Raw genomic sequence first — 18,604 nt, forward strand, 5'->3', positions numbered from 1 at the left:
GCGACACCTTACACCCTTACGCCTGCGGCAACGCCTCGGTGACGCTCGCCGTCTTCAAAGCCGCACGACGCTCGAACACAGCGGCAAAGAAGCCGTCGGTCGCATTGCGGTTCGGCAGCAATTCGAGGTACTTGCCCGTGTCGAGTCCGATTTTCTGAGACGCGAGCAATTCGTTGGCCGGCAGCAGCACGAAGTCCGGATGCGCCGCCGCGAATGCCTCGGCAATCGCGCCGTTCTCCTCGGTCAACAGACTGCACGTCGCGTACACGAGACGCCCGCCCGGCTTCACCAGACGCGCCGCGCTCGCCAGGATCGACGTCTGCTTCTGCGTGAGTTCCGCCACCGACTGCGGCGACTGACGCCACTTCAGATCCGGGTTGCGACGCAGCGTACCGAGCCCGCTGCATGGCGCGTCGACCAGCACACGGTCGATCTTGCCCGCGAGACGCTTGATCTTGCTGTCGTTCTCGCTGTCGATCATCACCGGATAGACGTTGGACAGTCCGCTACGCGCCAGACGCGGTTTGAGCTTCGCCAGCCGCTTTTCCGAGACGTCGAAGGCGTACAGCCGACCGGTCGAGCGCATCTGTGCGCCGATGGCGAGTGTCTTGCCGCCGGCACCGGCGCAGAAATCGACGATCATCTCGCCACGGCGCGGCGCCACCAGTTGGCACAGCAACTGGCTGCCCTCGTCCTGCACTTCGATGGCGCCCGACATGAACAACGGGTGCTTCTGCAACGCCGGTTTGCCCGACAGGCGAATGCCGTTGGGGGCAAGCGGCGTCGGCTCGGCAGAGAACCCGTCCTCACGCAGCTTCGCGAGCACATCGTCGCGATTTGCCTTGATGAGGTTGACGCGGCAATCGAGCGGCGCGGGCTGGTTCAGCGCGGCCGCAAGCGATTCGAGTTCGGTCGCGTCGAAACGGCCGGCCAGCCGGTCATACAACCATTCCGGCAAGTTAGTGCGCACTCGCGGCGAAAGGCTGGCCGGATCGATCTGCCCCACGTGTTCGAGCCAGGCGGCTTCCTCGGGCGTGGCGACCAGTTCCACCGATGCGATGCCGCGGGTGAAGGCGAGACCGAGCAACGCCAGACGGCGCTCCTGCGAACCCGTGCCGCTCACGGCATGCTGACCGAACTCGAGCTTGCGGCGCAGGATGGCGAATACCGTCTCGGCCAGCACACCGCGCTCGCGGTGGCCCAGCTTGTCGTTGGCGCGGAAGTATGTGCTCACGAGCGTGTCGGCCGGGCCGGTGAACGTCAGCACACTGCCCAGCAGCCGCTGCGTATGTTCGAAAAGCGCGGGCGGCAGCCGCTCGCCGCGCATGCCGGTGCCGCCCACGACGGGCGGCGCATCCTGACGACGCTCGTTGCGTGAACGGTCGTAGCGGTCGGGGCGAACGTAACCCCGCTCATTGCCGCCGCTGTTGCCGCTGCCCTTGACGGGGCGACGGGCATCGGAGGGACGGCCGCCGGAGCGGTTGACAGATTGATTGGCGCCATCGCGGCGCTGGGTCGGGCGGGTGCTCATGCGTCCTCACCAAAAAGCCATTGCGAATCTTGCGGATCGACCGTGCCGTCGGCGCGCGGCGCGAGCGTCACGCGGCTGCCGGCCACGATCAGACGGTCCTCCACGAACCAGCGCACGGCACGCGGATAAATGACATGTTCGAGCGGCAGAATGCGCTCGGCCAGTGTCTCGGGCGTGTCGCCGTCACGCACGGCGATGGCCGTTTGCACCACGTACGGGCCATGATCGAGTTCCGCGGTCACGAAATGCACGGTCGCGCCGACGATCTTGCAACCGGCCTCCAGTGCGCGGGCGTGCGTCTGCAATCCGGGGAATGCAGGCAACAGCGACGGGTGGATGTTGATGAGCCGCCCTGCGTAGCGCTCGGTGAATTCCGGCGTGAGAATGCGCATGAATCCGGCGAGCACGACGAGATCGGGGCGATGGCGATCGATCTCGGCGGCGAGTTCGGCGTCGAAAACCTCGCGGGTCTTGCCACGGCTGGGAACGACAGCGGTGGGAATGCCGTTTTCCCGTGCAAATGCCAGGCCTTCGGCCTCGGGACGATTGGCGACGACGGCGGCCACGCGGGCCGGCCAGCCTTCTGCGGTACAGGCCCGGACGATGGCCTGCATGTTGCTGCCTCGTCCGGAAATCAGGATGACAATGTTCTTCATCGCCGGATTTTATCATTGGCGCGGCGCACCAGACAGCGCGATCCGCGCCGCGATGGCCCCGAAGCGTTTATAATTCAACGTTCTGCGGCGCCGCAATGTCGGATCGGCCGTCCTGCGCCGTCCGGGCCCCGTCCCGCCGCCACAGGCCGCCGGGCCTTCCCAGCCCCGCCGCGCGGTTCATCCAACACTCAACGTCCTGTACTGACGCTTCCTTATCGTGCGAGTCTTCCGGGGTCTACCCAACGCGCAAAGCAAAGCGCCCTGCGTGCTGACGATCGGCAATTTCGACGGCGTGCATCTGGGCCACCAGGCACTGCTCGCACGCGTGCGCGCGGCGGCGGCTGCGCGCAGCTTGCCCGTGTGCGTGATGACGTTCGAGCCGCATCCCCGCGAATATTTCACGCCCGAGCGCGCGCCCGCGCGCATCTCCAATCTGCGCGACAAGTTCGAGGCGCTGCGCGCGCATGGCGTCGACCGTCTGGTGGTGGAGCACTTCAATGCCCACTTCGCCGGTCAGTCGCCCGAGGACTTCGTGCGCAACATCATCGTGGACGGTCTGCATACGCGCTGGCTGCTCGTGGGCGACGACTTCCGCTTCGGCGCGAAACGCGCGGGCGACATCGATTATCTGCGCGACGCCGGCCGCCGCTTCGACTTCGTCGTCGAACAGATGCCGACCATCGCGCACGACGGCGTGCGCATTTCCAGCTCGGAGGTGCGTGCAGCGCTTGCCGACGGCAATTTCGAGCGCGCCCACGCGCTGCTCGGCCGTCCGTACGCCATCACCGGTCACGTCGTGCATGGCATGAAGCTCGGCCGCAAGCTCGGCTTCCCCACGCTCAATCTGCGCATCGCCCACAAGCACCCTGCCCTCACGGGAATATTCGTCGTGCAGGTGCACGGCCTGGCGGACAAACCGCTGCCGGCTGTGGCAAGCCTGGGCTTGCGCCCGACCGTCGACGACTCCGGTCGCGTGCTGCTCGAAGTGCATCTGCTCGACTTCACAGGCGATTGCTACGGCAAACTCGTGCGCGTGGAATTCCTGCAGAAACTGCGCGACGAAGCGAAATTCGACGGACTGGCCGAACTCGAAGCCGCCATCGCGCAGGACACGCGCGAGGCACGCGCCTATTTCGCCCATGCGCTCGACGCCAACGGCCCGAGCGCACGACGCGATTTCGCCACGTCGGCCACCGACCGAATTAGTTGATCTTCGCCCGCGTGCGCCGGCGCTCAGCGCCTCGCGCGCGGCCCGCCGCCGTCTTCGGCACCTGCCCGGGCGTCGCACCTCAGGCCCGCAAGGCCTCGTCGACACCCGTGGCATGAGCGCCCCACACCCGACATCCAAAATTCGAAGCGTTGCACCATGAGCGAAAAGAAAGCCCCGAGCAAATATCCCGTCAACCTGCTGGACACGCCGTTCCCGATGCGGGGCGACCTGCCCAAGCGCGAACCGTTGTGGGTCAAACAATGGCAGGACAAGAATATCTACGACAAGATCCGCCGTGCCAGCAAGGGCCGGCCGAAGTTCATCCTGCATGACGGCCCGCCGTATGCCAACGGTGACATCCACATCGGACACGCGGTCAACAAGATCCTCAAGGACATGATCGTCAAGGCGCGCAGTCTCGCGGGCTTCGACGCCGCCTATGTGCCGGGCTGGGACTGCCACGGCATGCCCATCGAAATCCAGATCGAAAAGCAGTTCGGCAAGCACCTGCCGGTGCGCGAAGTGCAGGAAAAGGCGCGCGCCTACGCGGCCGTCCAGATCGAGCGCCAGAAGGCCGACTTCGAGCGTCTGGGCGTGCTCGGCGACTGGGACAATCCGTACAAGACCATGAACTTCTCGAACGAAGCGGACGAGCTTCGTGCGCTCGCGAAGATTCTGGAGAACGGCTACGTGTACCGGGGCCTGAAGCCGGTGAACTGGTGCTTCGACTGTGGTTCGGCACTGGCAGAAGCGGAAGTCGAGTACAAGGACAAGACCGATCTGGCCATCGACGTGGGCTTCGCCTTCGCCGAACCGGACAAGGTCGCGAGGGCGTTCGGTCTGCCGAAGCTGCCGCGTGAAGACGGCTACATCGTGATCTGGACGACCACGCCGTGGACGATCCCCTCGAACCAGGCGCTCAACGTGCACCCGGAAGTCGAGTACGCACTCGTGTCGACCGAGCGCGGGCTGCTGATCCTCGCGACCGATCGCGTCGAGGAATGCCTGAAGACGTATGGCCTGCACGGGGAAATCGTCGCCCGCACGAAGGGCGAAGCGCTCTCGCTGATCCGCTTCCGTCATCCGCTCGCGAGCGCCGACGCCGGTTACGATCGCACCTCGCCGGTCTACCTCGGCGACTACGTCACGACCGATACCGGCACCGGTATCGTCCACTCGGCGCCGGCCTACGGCGTGGAGGACTTCGTGTCGTGCAAGGCGCACGACATGCCGGACTCGGAAATCCGCATGCCGGTGCTCGGCGACGGCCGCTACCAGGACAGTCTGCCGCTTTTCGGCGGCCAGTCGATCTGGGACGCCAATGCGCAGATCGTCGAAGCGCTGCGCGAAGCCGGCTCGCTGTTCCATTCGTTCAAGTACACGCACAGCTACATGCACTGCTGGCGCCACAAGTCGCCGATCATCTATCGCGCGACGAATCAGTGGTTTGCCGGCATGGACATGAAGCCGGCCGATGGTGCGCCGGGCCACGGCCGGACGCTGCGCGAAATCGCGCTCGCCGGCATCGAAGCCACGGAATTCTTCCCGTCGTGGGGCAAGCAGCGCCTGCATAACATGATCGCGCACCGCCCGGACTGGACGCTCTCCCGTCAGCGTCAATGGGGCGTGCCGATGGCCTTCTTCGTCCACAAGGAAACCGGCGCACTGCACCCGCGTACGCCCGAACTGCTCGAAGCCGTGGCCAAGCGCGTGGAGCTCGAAGGCATCGAAGCCTGGCAGACGCTCGACCCGGTCGAACTGCTTGGCGACGAAGCGAAGGATTACGTGAAGAACCGCGACACGCTCGACGTCTGGTTCGACTCGGGCACGACGCACTGGCACGTGCTGCGCGGCTCGCATGCGCATGAGCTGGGCTTCCCGGCCGACCTGTATCTGGAAGGCTCGGATCAGCATCGTGGCTGGTTCCACTCGTCGCTGCTGACCGCGTCGATGCTCGATGGCCGCCCACCCTACAAGGCGCTGCTCACGCACGGCTTCACCGTCGACGGTCAGGGCCGCAAGATGTCGAAGTCGATCGGCAACACCATCGTGCCGCAGGAAGTCGCGGGCAAGCTGGGCGCCGAAATCATCCGCCTGTGGGTGGCCTCGACCGACTACTCTGGCGAGTTGTCGATCTCGGACGAAATCCTCAAGCGCGTGGTCGAAAGCTACCGCCGTATCCGCAACACGCTGCGCTTCCTGCTCGCGAACCTGGCCGATTACGACCACGCGAAGCACGCCATGCCGGCCGACCAGTGGCTCGAAATCGACCGCTACGCCGTGGCGCTGGCGCAGTCGCTGCAAACCGAAGTACTCGGCCACTACGACCGTTACGAGTTCCACCCGGTCGTGTCCAAGCTCCAGACGTTCTGCTCCGAAGACCTCGGCGGCTTCTATCTCGACATCCTGAAGGACCGTCTATACACGAGCGCGCCGGACGCCCCGGCACGCCGCGCCGCCCAGAACGCGCTGTATCACATCACGCACGGCCTGTTGAAGGTGATGGCCCCGTTCCTTTCGTTCACGGCAGAGGAAGCGTGGCAGGTGTTCCAGCCGGGCAACGACACGATCTTCACCGAGACGTACTACGCTTACCCGGAAGTGGCGCAAGGCACGCGTCTGCTCGAGAAATGGCATCTGCTGCGCACGGTGCGCGGCGACGTCACGAAGGCGCTCGAAGAAGCGCGTGCCGCCGAACAGATCGGTTCGTCGCTGCAGGCGGAAGTCGACGTTCGCGTCTCGGGCCGCAAGTACGACGTACTCGCGAGCCTTGGCGACGATCTGCGCTTCGTGTTGATCACCTCGGCCGCCAAGGTGACGCAAGTCGCGACGGAAGCCGAAGAAGGCGTGGTGGTCACGCCATCGACGCATCAGAAATGCGAGCGCTGCTGGCACTATCGTGAAGACGTGGGCGCGGACGCTGCTCACCCGACCCTTTGCGGACGCTGCGTGTCGAATCTGTTCGGCAGCGGCGAACACCGGAGCGCGGCATAATGGCAAGCAAAGCAGGCGCGCGAACGGGCGCAAAGCGCAGTGCGGGAGGCGCAGCGCGCAGCGGCGGCACCTTCGGGCTGGCGCCGTGGCTGGGGATCGCGGTCATCGCGATCCTGCTCGATCAGGTGACCAAGCTCACGATTCTGAAGACGTTCCAGTACGGCGAATTCCGCCCGCTGACCTCGTTCTTCAATCTGGTGCTGGTGTACAACAAGGGCGCGGCGTTCAGCTTTCTGGCGGCCGCCGGGGGCTGGCAGCGCTGGTTCTTCACATTGCTCGGTGTCGTGGCGGCGGCGGTCATCATCCTGCTGCTCAAGCGCCATAACGGCCAGAAGATGTTTTGCCTGTCGCTGTCGCTGATTCTCGGTGGCGCATTGGGCAACGTGATCGACCGCGTCATCTACGGCCACGTGATCGACTTTCTGGACTTTCACGTCGGCGGCTGGCACTGGCCGGCGTTCAACGTGGCCGACTCGGCCATTTGCGTCGGCGCAGTACTGCTGGTGATCGACGAGTTGCGACGCGTGCGGCGCGGAAAGTAGCGCGTACGGCACCGCAGCGCGATCTGCGGCACGATTCGCCCACGAGACGAAACGCGTGCGGCGAATCGACGAAAGGCATCAAACACCGTCGCGGCGCCCTGGAGGCGCCGCGCGGCACTTTGAGGAGGCATTTCCTTATGGAACGCGGTGAACTGGCTGGCAAGACCATCGTCCTCGGCCTGACGGGCGGCATCGCCTGCTACAAGTCGGCCGAACTCACGCGGCTGCTCATCAAGGCCGGCGCGACGGTGCAGGTCGTCATGACCGAGGCCGCCACGCAATTCATCACGCCGCTCACGATGCAGGCGCTCTCGGGCCGCCCCGTCTTTACAAGTCAGTGGGACAGCCGCATCGACAACAACATGGCGCACATCGACCTCTCACGTGAGGCCGATGCGATCCTCATCGCCCCGGCCTCCACCGACTTTCTCGCCAAGCTCGCGCACGGCATGGCCGACGATCTGCTTTGCACACTGTGCGTGGCGCGCGACTGTCCGCTGCTCGTCGCGCCCGCCATGAACCGCCAGATGTGGGCAAATCCGGCCACGCAACGCAATGCTGCGACGCTGCGCGGCGATGGCGTCACGATTCTCGGCCCCGGCAGCGGCGATCAGGCATGCGGCGAAATCGGCGACGGGCGCATGCTCGAACCCGAGGACCTGTACGAAGCGCTCGCAGGCTTCTTCCAACCGAAGCGTCTGGCCGGACGCCGCGTGCTGATTACCGCCGGCCCCACGTTCGAGCCCATCGATCCGGTGCGCGGCCTGACCAATCTGTCGAGCGGCAAGATGGGCTTCGCCCTCGCGCGCGCCGCCGCCCAGGCAGGCGCCGACGTGCATCTCGTGGCAGGGCCGACATCGCTCGCCACGCCTTATGGCGTCACGCGCAGCAACGTGCAGACGGCACAGCAGATGTTCGACGCCGTGATGGCCGACGTCGCCCGCAACGACATCTTCATCGCCGTGGCGGCGGTAGCCGACTGGCGGGTGAAGGACGTTGCGCAAGACAAGATCAAGAAGACAGGCGTCGCCGACGTGCCGACGCTCGAATTCGTTCAGAACCCGGACATTCTCGCAGCCGTGGCGCAGTTGCCGAAGCCGCCTTATTGCGTGGGCTTCGCGGCCGAGTCGGGCGATCTGGAAAAACATGGCGCACAGAAGCGTCAACGCAAGCAGGTGCCGCTGCTCGTGGGCAACCTCGGGCCGGCCACGTTCGGCCGGGACGATAACGAAATCATCCTGTTCGACGAGACGGGTCAGAAGCGACTGCCGCGCGCCGACAAACAGTCGCTCGCGCGCAGCCTCATGATCGAAATCGCCGCGCGCCTGCCTCCGCGCGCGCCGGCCTGATCGCGCCCCTCAATGCCATCCAACGCCGTCCAATGCCGTCAGTACCGCGGCCCTCGGGCCGATGCATTCGAAAAACATTCAAATGACGCAACTTCCCCCCTCCGCGCGGCCCGACGTGAGTGTCTACGGGACACTGAGCATGCTTGCCGCGATCATGTTCTTCGGCTTCATGACGATCGGCATGCCGCTGCCCGTGCTGCCGGTATATGTCCATGAAACGCTGGGTTTCGGCTCGTTCGTTGTGGGGGTGACGATCGGCATTCAATCCGTGGTCACGCTGTTGCTGCGCTCGTACGCAGGCCGCACCGTGGACACGCGCGGCCCGCGCAACGCGGTGCTCACTGGATTGTGCGGCTGCGCGGCTGCCGGTGTGCTGTACCTTGTCGCCTCGATCATGCCGACGCCGCCGCTCGCGCTGGGCGTGCTGCTCGCGGGACGCGTCGTGCTCGGCTTCGGCGAAAGCCTGTTGCTCACGGGCGGCATGTCCTGGGGCATCGGACTGCTCGGTGCGGCGCATGCGAGCAAGGCGATTTCGTGGCAAGGCGTGTCGATGTACACCGCTCTCGCGGTCGGCGCGCCGTTCGGCGCCTACCTGTTGCAAACCACAGGCTTCACAGTCGTTTCGCTCGTCAACATCGGGTTGCCCAGTATCGCATTCGCCATCGCCCTGCGCCTTCCGGCCGCAACGCCGGTCGGCGGCACGCGCCTGCCGTTCTTCAAGGTGGTCGGCCTGGTTTGGCGTCCCGGACTTGCAATGACGCTCGGCAGCATCGGTTACGCTGTGATCGCCGCGTTCATCACGCTGTTCTACGCCAGCCACGGCTGGCCGGGCGCGGCGTTCGCGCTCACGCTCTACAGCGGTACGTTCATTGCGATGCGCGTGCTGTTCTCGCACGCAGTGGACCGTTTCGGCGGACGCCGCGTCGCCATGTGCTCGCTGCTCTTCAGCGCCATCGGCCAGTTCCTGCTATGGGGCGCGGTGAACCCGCATATGGCGCTGGCCGGCGCGGGCCTCACGGGCGTGGGCTTCTCGCTGGTATTCCCGGCGCTTGGCGTGGAAGCGCTGCGTCAGGTGCCGCCGCAAAACCGCGGCGCGGCGCTCGCGGCATACTCAGCGTTCTTCGATCTGGCGCTCGGCCTGATCGGTCCGATGGCCGGACTCGTCGCGAACTTCTTCGGCTACGCATCGATTTTCCTTTGCGGCGCCCTCGGCGGCGTCGTGGCGATTCTGATGATTGCGCGCCTGCCGCACGCAGGTCCGGGCGCAGCGCCGGGGGATTCGTCCGCCGGCAGCGGCCATTGAACGATATGACGTCGTGTCGATGCCCCTGAGCCGAAACACTGGCCCCGGCATTCGACAAGGAGTGTGAAACGCATGGTGCAGCCTACGCAACGAATCAAACTGTCGATTCTCGATCAGACGCCTGTCATCCACGGCCACAGCGTTGCAGACGCCATCGCCGCGACCGTCGAATTGGCGCAAGCCGCCGACGATCTCGGCTACACACGCTACTGGTGTGCGGAGCACCACGGGTTGCGCGGCGTGGCCAACCCCGCGCCGGAAGTCATGATCGCCCGTCTGGCGAGCGTGACGAAGCGTCTGCGGGTCGGCTCGGGCGGCGTCATGCTGCCCTACTACAGCCCGTTCAAACTGGCCGAGCAATTCTTGATGCTCGAAGCGTTGTTCCCGAATCGCATCGATCTGGGTGTCGGCCGCGCGCCGGGGGGCGACATGCGCACCGCGCGCGCCGTAGCGAAGGGACCGTACGACGCCGGGGAGCACTTTCCCCAACAGGTCGCCGAACTGGCGGGACTCTTCGGCGACTCCCTGGCGGACGACCATCCGTATCGCGGGGTCTTGTTGCAACCGGCGGTACAGACGCGTCCCGAACTGTGGGTGTTGGGATCGAGCGAGTTCGGTGGATTGCTCGCCGCGCAGCTTGGCCTGCGCTACTGCTTCGCTCACTTCATCAACGCGCATTACGGTCATCGCGTGACACAGGCCTATCGCGAACGCTTCACGCCGGGACAGCTGGAGAAGCCTTACTGCTCGGTGGCCCTGTTCGTGATCTGCGCCGATACGCACGCGCAGGCCGAAGCGCTGGAGGCGGGCGTGGACCTGCGTCGCGTGCAGATGGCATACGGCATGAACGAGCCGATCCCCAGCCTTGAACAAGGGGCGCAGGCCAAGGCGCAGTATCGTGAGCGGGAACTGTCCGTCATCGCGCGGGAGAAGCCGCGTAGTATCATCGGCACCCCGGAGCGCGTCACCGAACGCGTGCTGGCGTTGCAGGCGCAATTCGAAGCCGACGAGATCACCGTGCTGACGGTGGCCGGCAGCTATGGCGCCCGCCTGCGTTCCCATGAATTGCTGGCGCAGGCATTTTCACTGCGTGCCGGGGACTGACCTCGCCTGGGTATCGTCAACGCCGCGACCGGACTTTTCGCTCTCATTCACCGCCATCACGTCATACCGCCATGAAACTCGACGTCAAGATTCTCGACGAACGCCTGCGCGCGCAACTGCCCGCCTATGCCACGCCCGGTAGCGCCGGACTCGATCTGCGCGCCTGTCTCGACGCACCGATGACCATCGCCCCGGGGCAGACGGTACTCGTGCCCACGGGACTCGCCATCCATCTGGCCGACGCAGGCTATGCCGCCCTGATCCTGCCGCGATCGGGCCTCGGCCACAAGCATGGCATCGTGCTCGGCAACCTCGTTGGTCTGATCGACTCGGACTACCAGGGGCAGTTGATGGTCTCCACATGGAACCGCGGCAACGAGCCGTTCGTGCTGAATCCGTTCGAGCGTCTGGCACAACTGGTCATCGTGCCGGTCGTGCAGGCCGAATTCAATATCGTCGACGAATTTCCGGAAAGCGATCGCGGCGAGGGAGGCTTCGGCAGCACGGGCAAGCAATAACCCGATAACCCCGATAAACCCGATAACTCAATAACCCGCGCCTGCCGCTCGGCTCGGGACAACGAGAAAGCGCCGCATATGCGGCGCTTTCTCGTCAGGGCAGTGCCGTGGCGATTACTCGACTTCGGCGGCTTCCGGCTGAGCCTTGGTGTTGCCGTCCTCCGGGAAGGACAACTGCACCTGATCGTGCTCGTCAAGATCGACGCTCACGCGGCCCCCGCTCGTCAGACGGCCGAACAGCAGTTCGTCGGCCAGCGCACGACGGATCGTGTCCTGAATCAGACGCTGCATCGGACGCGCCCCCATGAGCGGATCGAAGCCCTTCTTCGACAGATAGGCCCGCAGCTTGTCGGTGAAGACAACCTCGACCTTCTTCTCATGCAGTTGATCTTCGAGCTGAATGAGGAACTTGTCGACCACGCGCAGGATGATCTGCTCATCGAGCGGCTTGAAGCTGATGATCGCGTCCAGACGGTTACGGAACTCCGGCGTGAACATGCGCTTGATGTCGGCCATCTCGTCGCCCGCCTGACGCTCGTTCGTGAAGCCGATGCTCGCACGGTTGATCGTCTCGGCGCCCGCGTTCGTCGTCATGATGATGATGACGTTACGGAAATCCGCCTTGCGACCGTTGTTGTCGGTCAGCGTGCCGTGGTCCATCACCTGAAGCAGCACGTTGAAGATGTCCGGATGCGCCTTTTCGATTTCGTCGAGCAACAACACGCAATGCGGCTTCTTCGTGACAGCTTCGGTCAGCAAGCCACCCTGATCGAAGCCCACGTAGCCCGGCGGCGCACCGATGAGCCGGCTCACTGCGTGGCGTTCCATGTACTCCGACATGTCGAAGCGGATCAGTTCGATGCCGAGCGTGAACGCAAGTTGCTTGGCGACTTCGGTCTTGCCGACACCGGTCGGGCCCGAGAACAGGAAGGCACCGATCGGCTTGTCAGTCTTGCCAAGTCCGGCACGCGACATCTTGATCGCCGCGGACAGGGCGTCGATGGCCGGGTCCTGCCCAAACACCACGCTCTTGAGGTCGCGATCGAGCGTTTGCAGCTTGCCGCGGTCGTCCGCCGACACGCTTTGGGCCGGAATTCGTGCGATTTTCGAGACGATTTCCTCGATCTCGCCCTTGCCGATGGTTTTCTTCTGCTTGGACTTCGGCAGGATTCGCTGGGCGGCGCCCGCCTCGTCGATCACGTCGATAGCCTTGTCCGGCAGGTGGCGATCGGTGATGAACTTCGCCGACAATTCGGCCGCGGCCGAGAGCGCGCTCGACGAATACTTCACGCCGTGGTGCTCTTCGAAACGCGACTTGAGACCGCGCAGGATCTGCACCGTCTGCTCGACCGTCGGCTCGTTCACGTCGATCTTCTGGAAACGGCGCGACAGCGCTGCGTCCTTCTCAAAGATGCCGCGGTACTCGGTAAATGTCGTCGCGCCGATGCACTTGAGTTGGCCGGACGACAACGCCGGCTTGAGCAGGTTCGAGGCGTCGAGCGTGCCGCCCGACGCGGCACCCGCGCCGATCAGCGTATGAATTTCGTCGATGAACAGGATCGCGCTGTTGCGCTCCTTGAGTTCCTTGAGCACCGCCTTCAGCCGCTGCTCGAAGTCGCCGCGATACTTGGTCCCGGCCAGCAGCGCGCCCATGTCCAGCGAATAGACGGTCGCGTCCTGAAGGATTTCGGGGACTTCGCCGCGCGTCACGCGCCAGGCGAGGCCTTCGGCAATCGCCGTTTTGCCCACACCCGCCTCACCCACGAGCAGCGGGTTGTTCTTGCGGCGGCGGCACAGCACCTGCACCACGCGCTCGACTTCCGATTCGCGCCCAATGAGCGGATCGATCTTGCCGTCGCGCGCCATCTGGTTCAGGTTCTGCGTGTACTGCGCAAGCGGACTTTCCTTGGTGTTCGCGCCCTCTTCCCCTTCGGCACTGCCTTCGCCGGCCTTGGCCGACTCACCGGACGCCCCGGTCTTGGTAATGCCGTGGGAGATGAAATTGACGACGTCCAGCCGTGTCACGCCCTGCTGTTGCAGGTAGTAGACGGCATGGGAATCCTTTTCACCGAAGATCGCGACCAGCACATTGGCGCCCGTCACTTCCTTCTTGCCGTTGGAAGTGGACTGCACGTGCATGATGGCGCGTTGAATCACACGCTGAAAACCGAGCGTGGGCTGCGTGTCGACCTCGTCGCTGCCTGGCACCGTCGGCGTATTGTCGGCGATGAAGTTGCGCAGGTTCTGGCGCAAATCGTCGAGATTTGCGGCACATGCGCGCAATACCTCGGCTGCGGTGGGGTTATCCAACAGGGCGAGCAACAAGTGCTCGACCGTGATGAATTCGTGTCGTGCCTGGCGCGCTTCCATAAACGCCATGTGCAGGCTGACTTCCAATTCCTGGGCAATCATGCTTCCTCCATCACGCACTGCAGCGGGTGCCCGGACTGCCTTGCATGGCTAACGACTTGCTCAACTTTGGTCGCCGCGACGTCGCGCGTAAAGACCCCACAAACTCCCCTGCCCTCGCGATGAACCTTGAGCATGATCTGCGTGGCAGATTCCCGGTCCTTATTGAAATATTCCTGAATGACCATCACCACGAACTCCATCGGGGTGAAATCGTCGTTCAACAGTACCACCTTGTACATGGACGGCGGCTTGAGCTGTTGCTCCTGCCGCTCCTGTACGGTGTCGTCATGCGTTGTCGGTAAGGTTGCCATACGTGGATTCTAAACAACTCCCGGGTGCAGGAAGCAATCGGAGCCCCTATTGCCGCCTGCCGTCCGGTTTTCCACCGGAATGCCAACACTCGCCCGTCAGCGCGTGCGTTGTCCAGCAAGGCGCTACAGCCCCGACCACCGGGGGTGCCACACCCATATGAGTCAGCTTAACCCAAATTTCAAGCCCGTGTCTCCGCACGGCTTATGCCCTCCCAGATATAAGGGTAAAACCTGATCGAACGTCAGTTCTACCGCTAAAAAAAGGGCTTGACACTATTGGCAGTTAGCGAAAACAATCGACGTGGCGCTTTTCCTCTATAAGTGATTTAAAAGAAAAGATGCCTGGGTGAGCCTAAGAAGCCGCCGCCAGCCGGCGGGTTTTTCAGATGTGCTCGTTGTTGCGGTGATATGTAGTAGTCGTAATTGTTTAGGGGAAGTTTGTATGGCAACCGGTACGGTCAAATGGTTTAACGATGCCAAGGGTTTTGGTTTCATCACGCCGGACGAGGGTGGCGAAGATCTGTTCGCTCACTTCTCGGCGATCCAGATGAACGGTTTCAAGACCCTGAAGGAAGGTCAGAAGGTTCAGTTCGAGGTCGTTCAAGGCCCGAAGGGCAAGCAGGCTTCGAACATCCAGGCAGCCGCCTGAGGTAGCGCCGTTCGACGCATTGAAAACCCGGCTTCGGCCGGGTTTTTTATTGCAGCGCACAAACCGAATGAAAGGCAGGTTGTTTTTGGATCCTTTTTTGCATGCAAAAACAGCGCAACTTTCCACTCCGGCGATGAATCTTTGCGGTATTAAACTGCGTTTAATACCATATAAAACCATATTCATCGCAACATTCCACTCAGTTATTAAAATACCTCCGATCGCCTGCCGGAACGCGGAAATCAATTACGCATTTCCCCGAATTGGCTAAGTAATCCTACGCAGCCGGCCGGTCGTCCATTCGTCCGAATGGCGTACGATAAGCGACGGAAAGAAAAAGTTCTTTTGGCGATTTCCAAAGCAGCCGGCATCTCATTCGCAATGCCCGCACGTTGAATCATCCGCCTCATCGCCGCATTTCACGAAACGAACGATTCAGCCGGCTCGCCTTGGTGCATCGGCCTCGCCATGACGGAGCACGGCTGTCGTGCAAACGCGACAGGCCGCCCGTTGGAATGCCGGAATCCCCGGATTCCATTAGGCGGCCCGTTTGGACACATTCCCCTAAAAGGCGCCGCGCCGACGCACGCGGCAGTTAGCCCAGATTGACGTAGACCTTGTCGGCCTCGATGCGAATCGGGTACGTTTTGACGGCTTCGGTCAGCGGCGCGCACATCGCCGCGCCGGTCCGCACGTCGAACTTGCCCTGATGCAGCGGACACTCGATCTCGTGCCCGTCCAGAAACCCGTCGCACAGCCGCGCGTTACCGTGTGTGCACACGTTGTCGGTGGCAAATACTTCGCCGTCCACGCCATACAGGGCGATGTCCCGCCCACCGACGATCACGCCGATGACGTCGTCCTCGGGAATAGCGTCGCGCGACGCCGCCTCGATCCAGTTGCCGTTCATGATGTCCTCGTGTCAGATTGTCAGATCGGGTAGATGAGCGAGTTCGGGATCATCTCGCTATCGAAAATGCATTGGCGCGACGCGAATTTCCAGCCGTCGGCCGTTCGTTTGACGATATCCAGATAGCGGCCGACCGACAGGATATCGGTCAATTGATCCGGCTTCGTACGAAACACCGCGTAGTTGGCCTCAACGTGCAGCGTGTCGTCGCCGGCGTCCCGCACGCACGGCAGTCCGATCACGTGGCGTTGGTAATACGGGTCATGGAAAAGCGTGTCGCGAATGCCGTAAATGCGATCGCGCAACATCCCTTTGCTCTCGAACGAGAGCGTCGCGAGCGGCAACCCCATCTCGAAGTTCTCCCGGGGCTGAATGCGATAGACGCACTCGTCCAGAAAGAACTCCGGCCAGGCGTCCCACGCCTGGGTGTCGAGGGCCGCCGCGTATGCTGCATTCAGTTCGACCACTGCCTGAAACGTTGCAAAATCCACCATCGAATCGTCTCCCCGGGCGCTCACACGCCCATCACGCGCCGCCAGTAGGCGTACATGCCGCGAATCAGTGTTTCGGTCACCATGTGTTCGGTGTTCTCTACCCCGGTGCCGCCCAGTTCGGCCAGCGCCCGGTGCCATGGCTTTTGCGTGAAGCCCTCCTGCGAGCATTCGATGGCCTCGCCGTCGTCGGCGGACACGAACCCCGCCGGTCCGAAAAGATTGGCCTGACGCAAACGCCGCTGGGTCATTTCCTCCGTGTCGTCCTCGAAGCCGAAGTGAGTCCAGACGAAGTCGAACGCATTGTGGCCACGCGGCTGGATATGCCGTGTCGACACCGAATTGACCTGCTGTTGCAGGATGACGCTGGGAAACAGCGTCATGAGTACCGCTGTCGGCCCCTTCCACCAGTCTTCCTGCACGATGTCCAGAAACCGCATGTCGTTGAGCGACATCGATTCCTTGAAGCTCGACACGCCCGAGGTGACCTCCCCGCCGCCGCCCTGCCCGCGCGTAGAGACCATCGCGGCGTGACGCCCGTGGGCGTCCATCACCAGCCGCGACTTGTTGTCCGCGCGCCAGAGCCCGAACGTGACGAACCAGGTGTGCAGCAATCCCGGGTGGTACGGGTCCTTGATGTTCTCCTGCATGAGCTTCCAGTTACCCGGAATGCGCTGCTTGTTGTATCCGAGCAGTTTGAGCTTGCGCCCGTCGAACAACCGGTCGAAATACGCGCAGATGTCAGGTCCCAGAAAGTCTTCGAGCGACTCGATGTCGTGGTCGAACGACGCGAAGATCACGCCGCCGCGCGTGGCGACCCTGAGCTTCGTGAGGCCGTGATCCTCAGGCCTGAAGTCCTTCGGCATGCCGCCGTTGACCTTGCCGTCCTGCTTCACGCCGCGCCGGAACGGCACTCCCTGCAAATTCCCTTTCAGGTCGTAGTTCCACTGGTGGTACGGACAGTGGAAATCGGTACGATTGCCACGCTTTTCGCGGCAGAACTTCATGCCGCGATGCGCGCACACGTTTTCGAGCACATTGATTTCGCCCGTGGCGTCGCGCGTCACGATGACCGAGCGCTCGCCGATGACCGTGCGCTTGAAATCGCCCGGATCCGGCACTTCGGCCTCCAGACCGACGTAATTCCAGTGATTGCGGTAGAAGCACTGCTCCAGTTCGCGCCGGTGCAGTTGCTCGTCGGTGTAGACGCGAAAGGGGATACGGCTCGCCCCCTCGGCGGGCCAGATGTCCGATGGCTCGAAACCAGCGGACGGCGCCGGATCGACTCCGGTCTGCGGTGTTGTCGTCACGATTGTCTCCTGTTGAGGATGCGGGGATGGCAGGGGAAGCCACTGGGCGCACCGAAGCGCGGCACGCACCAGCCAGGCGGCGCCGGGCCGGCGATCATGCGGCCTTTGCGTAAAACGCGTCGGCGTAGATATGGGCACCTTCGATACCGCGCTCGCGCAGCAGGCGCGTGGCGGCGTCGACCATCGGCGGCGCGCCGCACAGATACGCGCGCCAGCCGGCGAATGCATCGGCAGCCGCAAAGTCGGCGGCGAGCGCTTCGGTGACGTGCCCGCGACGCAAAGGCTGGGCGTTGTCTGCGACGACGTGAGGCGCGTCGAGCGTCGTCACCACGTGCAGACGAATACCGTTGTGACGCGCCACCAGTTCGCGCAGCCACGCAAGACCGTAGACGTCCGCCGGGGAGCGCGCCCCCACGTAGATCTCGATGGGATTGGTCATGCCGCGAGCGAGCGCGCCGCGCACGATGGACAACACCGGTGCGAGTCCGGTGCCGCCGGCGACGCAAAGCATCGGGCCGACGTGGCGCGTACGCAGGTACGACGTGCCCAACGGCCCCGAAACGCGCACTACGTCCCCCACTTTGAGTTGCTCGTCGACGTACCCGGTCACCGCGCCGCCTGGCACGCGCCGAATGTGGAATTCGAGCGTGCCGTCGGCATCGATGCCAGCCATCGAATACGGACGAATGTGAGCGGGCGTGAATTGCAGCGTGGCGTATTGCCCGGGCGAGAAGTTCAGCGGCTTGGCCGGCTTGAGGACCAGACGCTTGATGTCGTGTGTGAGCGGTTCGATGGCCAGCACCGTCGCCTTGAGGATCCTCGCGGGATGCACGACGACTTCGTCCACTTCCGGTATCTCGATTTCGCAATCGCCGTGCACGCTCGACTGACAGGCAAGCACGTAACGAGCCTCGGGCGCGGCGTCTGCCGCCGTGGCCGTATCCGTTCCCGTGGCTCCGACGTCGTGATGCCGGTATTCGCTCCCTTCAGCCTCGCGCACGTCGCCGGACACGACCCGGCAACGGCACGTGCCGCAACGTCCGGACACGCAACTGTACGACACCGGGATCTGCCGGTCTGTCAGCGCCTTGAGCAGGTTGTCGCCGGGCGCAACGTCGAAGCGCGCGCCGAGCGGTTGCACGTGAACTTGCATGGGGGATTGTCTCCGTTGTGCCAGTGCATTCGACGCACCGCGCATGGCGTTAAGACGCCGTTTGCAAGCAGGATCGCGCAACGATCGATATAAACCAATAGAATCTCGTTTATATGCCCCATAAATTTCAGTGATTTTTCCCGGCTGGCGGCACATGTCCG

At 63.6% G+C, this 18,604-nt stretch carries 16 protein-coding genes; 8 read left to right on the forward strand and 8 right to left on the reverse strand.

Features of this window, described 5'->3' with window-relative positions; genetic code table 11:
- Nucleotides 1-16: 16 nt before the first annotated feature.
- Together AB870_RS17805 and purN are read right to left on the reverse strand one after the other, a co-directional pair.
- Entirely contained in the window at nucleotides 17-1,327 is a 1,311-nt protein-coding gene (locus AB870_RS17805) for an RsmB/NOP family class I SAM-dependent RNA methyltransferase (protein ID WP_047908377.1), read from the reverse strand.
- Nucleotides 1,328-1,527: 200 nt separating this feature from the next.
- Entirely contained in the window at nucleotides 1,528-2,187 is a 660-nt protein-coding gene (gene purN, locus AB870_RS17810) for a phosphoribosylglycinamide formyltransferase (RefSeq protein WP_047905726.1), read from the reverse strand.
- Between the two features lie 217 nt (nucleotides 2,188-2,404).
- Here purN and AB870_RS17815 point away from each other — a divergent pair, with 217 nt between their 5' ends.
- The 7 genes from AB870_RS17815 (at nucleotide 2,405) to dut (ending at nucleotide 11,207) form a co-directional block, all read left to right on the forward strand.
- Complete coding sequence (locus AB870_RS17815) at nucleotides 2,405-3,397, forward strand: bifunctional riboflavin kinase/FAD synthetase (RefSeq protein ID WP_047905727.1); 993 nt, start codon at nucleotides 2,405-2,407, stop codon at nucleotides 3,395-3,397.
- Between the two features lie 156 nt (nucleotides 3,398-3,553).
- Nucleotides 3,554-6,391 carry an isoleucine--tRNA ligase gene (gene ileS / locus AB870_RS17820; RefSeq protein WP_047905728.1) on the forward strand — a complete coding sequence of 946 codons (2,838 nt, stop codon included), beginning with the start codon at nucleotides 3,554-3,556 and terminating at the stop codon, nucleotides 6,389-6,391.
- Nucleotides 6,391-6,933, forward strand: a complete 543-nt coding sequence (gene lspA, locus AB870_RS17825; protein WP_047905729.1) for a signal peptidase II — start codon at nucleotides 6,391-6,393, stop codon at nucleotides 6,931-6,933. The genes ileS and lspA overlap by 1 nt, the downstream gene beginning before the upstream one ends.
- A gap of 137 nt (nucleotides 6,934-7,070) precedes the next feature.
- Entirely contained in the window at nucleotides 7,071-8,282 is a 1,212-nt protein-coding gene (coaBC, locus tag AB870_RS17830) for a bifunctional phosphopantothenoylcysteine decarboxylase/phosphopantothenate--cysteine ligase CoaBC (RefSeq protein WP_047905730.1), read from the forward strand.
- A gap of 82 nt (nucleotides 8,283-8,364) precedes the next feature.
- The gene (locus AB870_RS17835) at nucleotides 8,365-9,585 is read left to right on the forward strand and encodes an MFS transporter (protein ID WP_064674864.1); all 1,221 of its coding nucleotides are present in this window, start codon (nucleotides 8,365-8,367) and stop codon (nucleotides 9,583-9,585) included.
- Between the two features lie 72 nt (nucleotides 9,586-9,657).
- Complete coding sequence (locus AB870_RS17840) at nucleotides 9,658-10,689, forward strand: LLM class flavin-dependent oxidoreductase (RefSeq protein WP_047905731.1); 1,032 nt, start codon at nucleotides 9,658-9,660, stop codon at nucleotides 10,687-10,689.
- A 71-nt stretch (nucleotides 10,690-10,760) separates the two neighbouring features.
- Entirely contained in the window at nucleotides 10,761-11,207 is a 447-nt protein-coding gene (dut, locus tag AB870_RS17845) for a dUTP diphosphatase (RefSeq protein ID WP_047905732.1), read from the forward strand.
- A 114-nt stretch (nucleotides 11,208-11,321) separates the two neighbouring features.
- Here the strand turns inward: dut and clpA are convergent, their stop codons facing one another.
- Both clpA and clpS read right to left on the reverse strand, forming a co-directional pair.
- Nucleotides 11,322-13,619 carry an ATP-dependent Clp protease ATP-binding subunit ClpA gene (gene clpA, locus AB870_RS17850; RefSeq protein ID WP_047905733.1) on the reverse strand — a complete coding sequence of 766 codons (2,298 nt, stop codon included), beginning with the start codon at nucleotides 13,617-13,619 and terminating at the stop codon, nucleotides 11,322-11,324.
- Nucleotides 13,616-13,930: an ATP-dependent Clp protease adapter ClpS gene (clpS, locus tag AB870_RS17855; protein ID WP_010807118.1), complete on the reverse strand. Its 315-nt coding sequence runs from the start codon at nucleotides 13,928-13,930 to the stop codon at nucleotides 13,616-13,618. Before clpS ends, clpA begins: the two co-directional genes overlap by 4 nt.
- Nucleotides 13,931-14,372: 442 nt before the next feature.
- Here clpS and cspD point away from each other — a divergent pair, with 442 nt between their 5' ends.
- Entirely contained in the window at nucleotides 14,373-14,579 is a 207-nt protein-coding gene (gene cspD / locus AB870_RS17860; protein ID WP_010807119.1) for a cold shock domain-containing protein CspD, read from the forward strand.
- A 595-nt stretch (nucleotides 14,580-15,174) separates the two neighbouring features.
- Here the strand turns inward: cspD and AB870_RS17865 are convergent.
- The 4 genes from AB870_RS17865 to AB870_RS17880 form a co-directional block, all read right to left on the reverse strand.
- Nucleotides 15,175-15,489 (reverse strand): non-heme iron oxygenase ferredoxin subunit, encoded by a 315-nt coding sequence (locus AB870_RS17865; protein ID WP_047905734.1) that lies wholly within the window; start codon nucleotides 15,487-15,489, stop codon nucleotides 15,175-15,177.
- Between the two features lie 20 nt (nucleotides 15,490-15,509).
- Nucleotides 15,510-15,983, reverse strand: a complete 474-nt coding sequence (locus AB870_RS17870; protein ID WP_047905735.1) for an aromatic-ring-hydroxylating dioxygenase subunit beta — start codon at nucleotides 15,981-15,983, stop codon at nucleotides 15,510-15,512.
- A 20-nt stretch (nucleotides 15,984-16,003) separates the two neighbouring features.
- The gene (locus AB870_RS17875) at nucleotides 16,004-17,227 is read right to left on the reverse strand and encodes an aromatic ring-hydroxylating dioxygenase subunit alpha (RefSeq protein ID WP_047908379.1); all 1,224 of its coding nucleotides are present in this window, start codon (nucleotides 17,225-17,227) and stop codon (nucleotides 16,004-16,006) included.
- Nucleotides 17,228-17,384: 157 nt separating this feature from the next.
- Nucleotides 17,385-18,443 carry a 2Fe-2S iron-sulfur cluster-binding protein gene (locus tag AB870_RS17880; protein WP_047905736.1) on the reverse strand — a complete coding sequence of 353 codons (1,059 nt, stop codon included), beginning with the start codon at nucleotides 18,441-18,443 and terminating at the stop codon, nucleotides 17,385-17,387.
- Between the last annotated feature and the right edge of the window lie 161 nt (nucleotides 18,444-18,604).

It is taken from the genome of Pandoraea faecigallinarum (assembly GCF_001029105.3).
Lineage (GTDB): Bacteria > Pseudomonadota > Gammaproteobacteria > Burkholderiales > Burkholderiaceae > Pandoraea > Pandoraea faecigallinarum.

Excerpts from the sequence above, each read along its gene's own strand:
- dut (WP_047905732.1), top strand. The coding sequence starts at position 10,761 with ATGAAACTCGACGTCAAGATTCTCGACGAACGCCTGCGCGCGCAACTG.
- AB870_RS17880 (WP_047905736.1), bottom strand. The coding sequence starts at position 18,443 with ATGCAAGTTCACGTGCAACCGCTCGGCGCGCGCTTCGACGTTGCGCCC.
- ileS (WP_047905728.1), top strand. The coding sequence starts at position 3,554 with ATGAGCGAAAAGAAAGCCCCGAGCAAATATCCCGTCAACCTGCTGGAC.
- purN (WP_047905726.1), bottom strand. The coding sequence starts at position 2,187 with ATGAAGAACATTGTCATCCTGATTTCCGGACGAGGCAGCAACATGCAG.
- clpS (WP_010807118.1), bottom strand. The coding sequence starts at position 13,930 with ATGGCAACCTTACCGACAACGCATGACGACACCGTACAGGAGCGGCAG.
- AB870_RS17835 (WP_064674864.1), top strand. The coding sequence starts at position 8,365 with ATGACGCAACTTCCCCCCTCCGCGCGGCCCGACGTGAGTGTCTACGGG.
- coaBC (WP_047905730.1), top strand. The coding sequence starts at position 7,071 with ATGGAACGCGGTGAACTGGCTGGCAAGACCATCGTCCTCGGCCTGACG.
- AB870_RS17805 (WP_047908377.1), bottom strand. The coding sequence starts at position 1,327 with ATGCGCGGCGAGCGGCTGCCGCCCGCGCTTTTCGAACATACGCAGCGG.
- AB870_RS17840 (WP_047905731.1), top strand. The coding sequence starts at position 9,658 with ATGGTGCAGCCTACGCAACGAATCAAACTGTCGATTCTCGATCAGACG.
- cspD (WP_010807119.1), top strand. The coding sequence starts at position 14,373 with ATGGCAACCGGTACGGTCAAATGGTTTAACGATGCCAAGGGTTTTGGT.
- clpA (WP_047905733.1), bottom strand. The coding sequence starts at position 13,619 with ATGATTGCCCAGGAATTGGAAGTCAGCCTGCACATGGCGTTTATGGAA.
- lspA (WP_047905729.1), top strand. The coding sequence starts at position 6,391 with ATGGCAAGCAAAGCAGGCGCGCGAACGGGCGCAAAGCGCAGTGCGGGA.
- AB870_RS17870 (WP_047905735.1), bottom strand. The coding sequence starts at position 15,983 with ATGGTGGATTTTGCAACGTTTCAGGCAGTGGTCGAACTGAATGCAGCA.
- AB870_RS17865 (WP_047905734.1), bottom strand. The coding sequence starts at position 15,489 with ATGAACGGCAACTGGATCGAGGCGGCGTCGCGCGACGCTATTCCCGAG.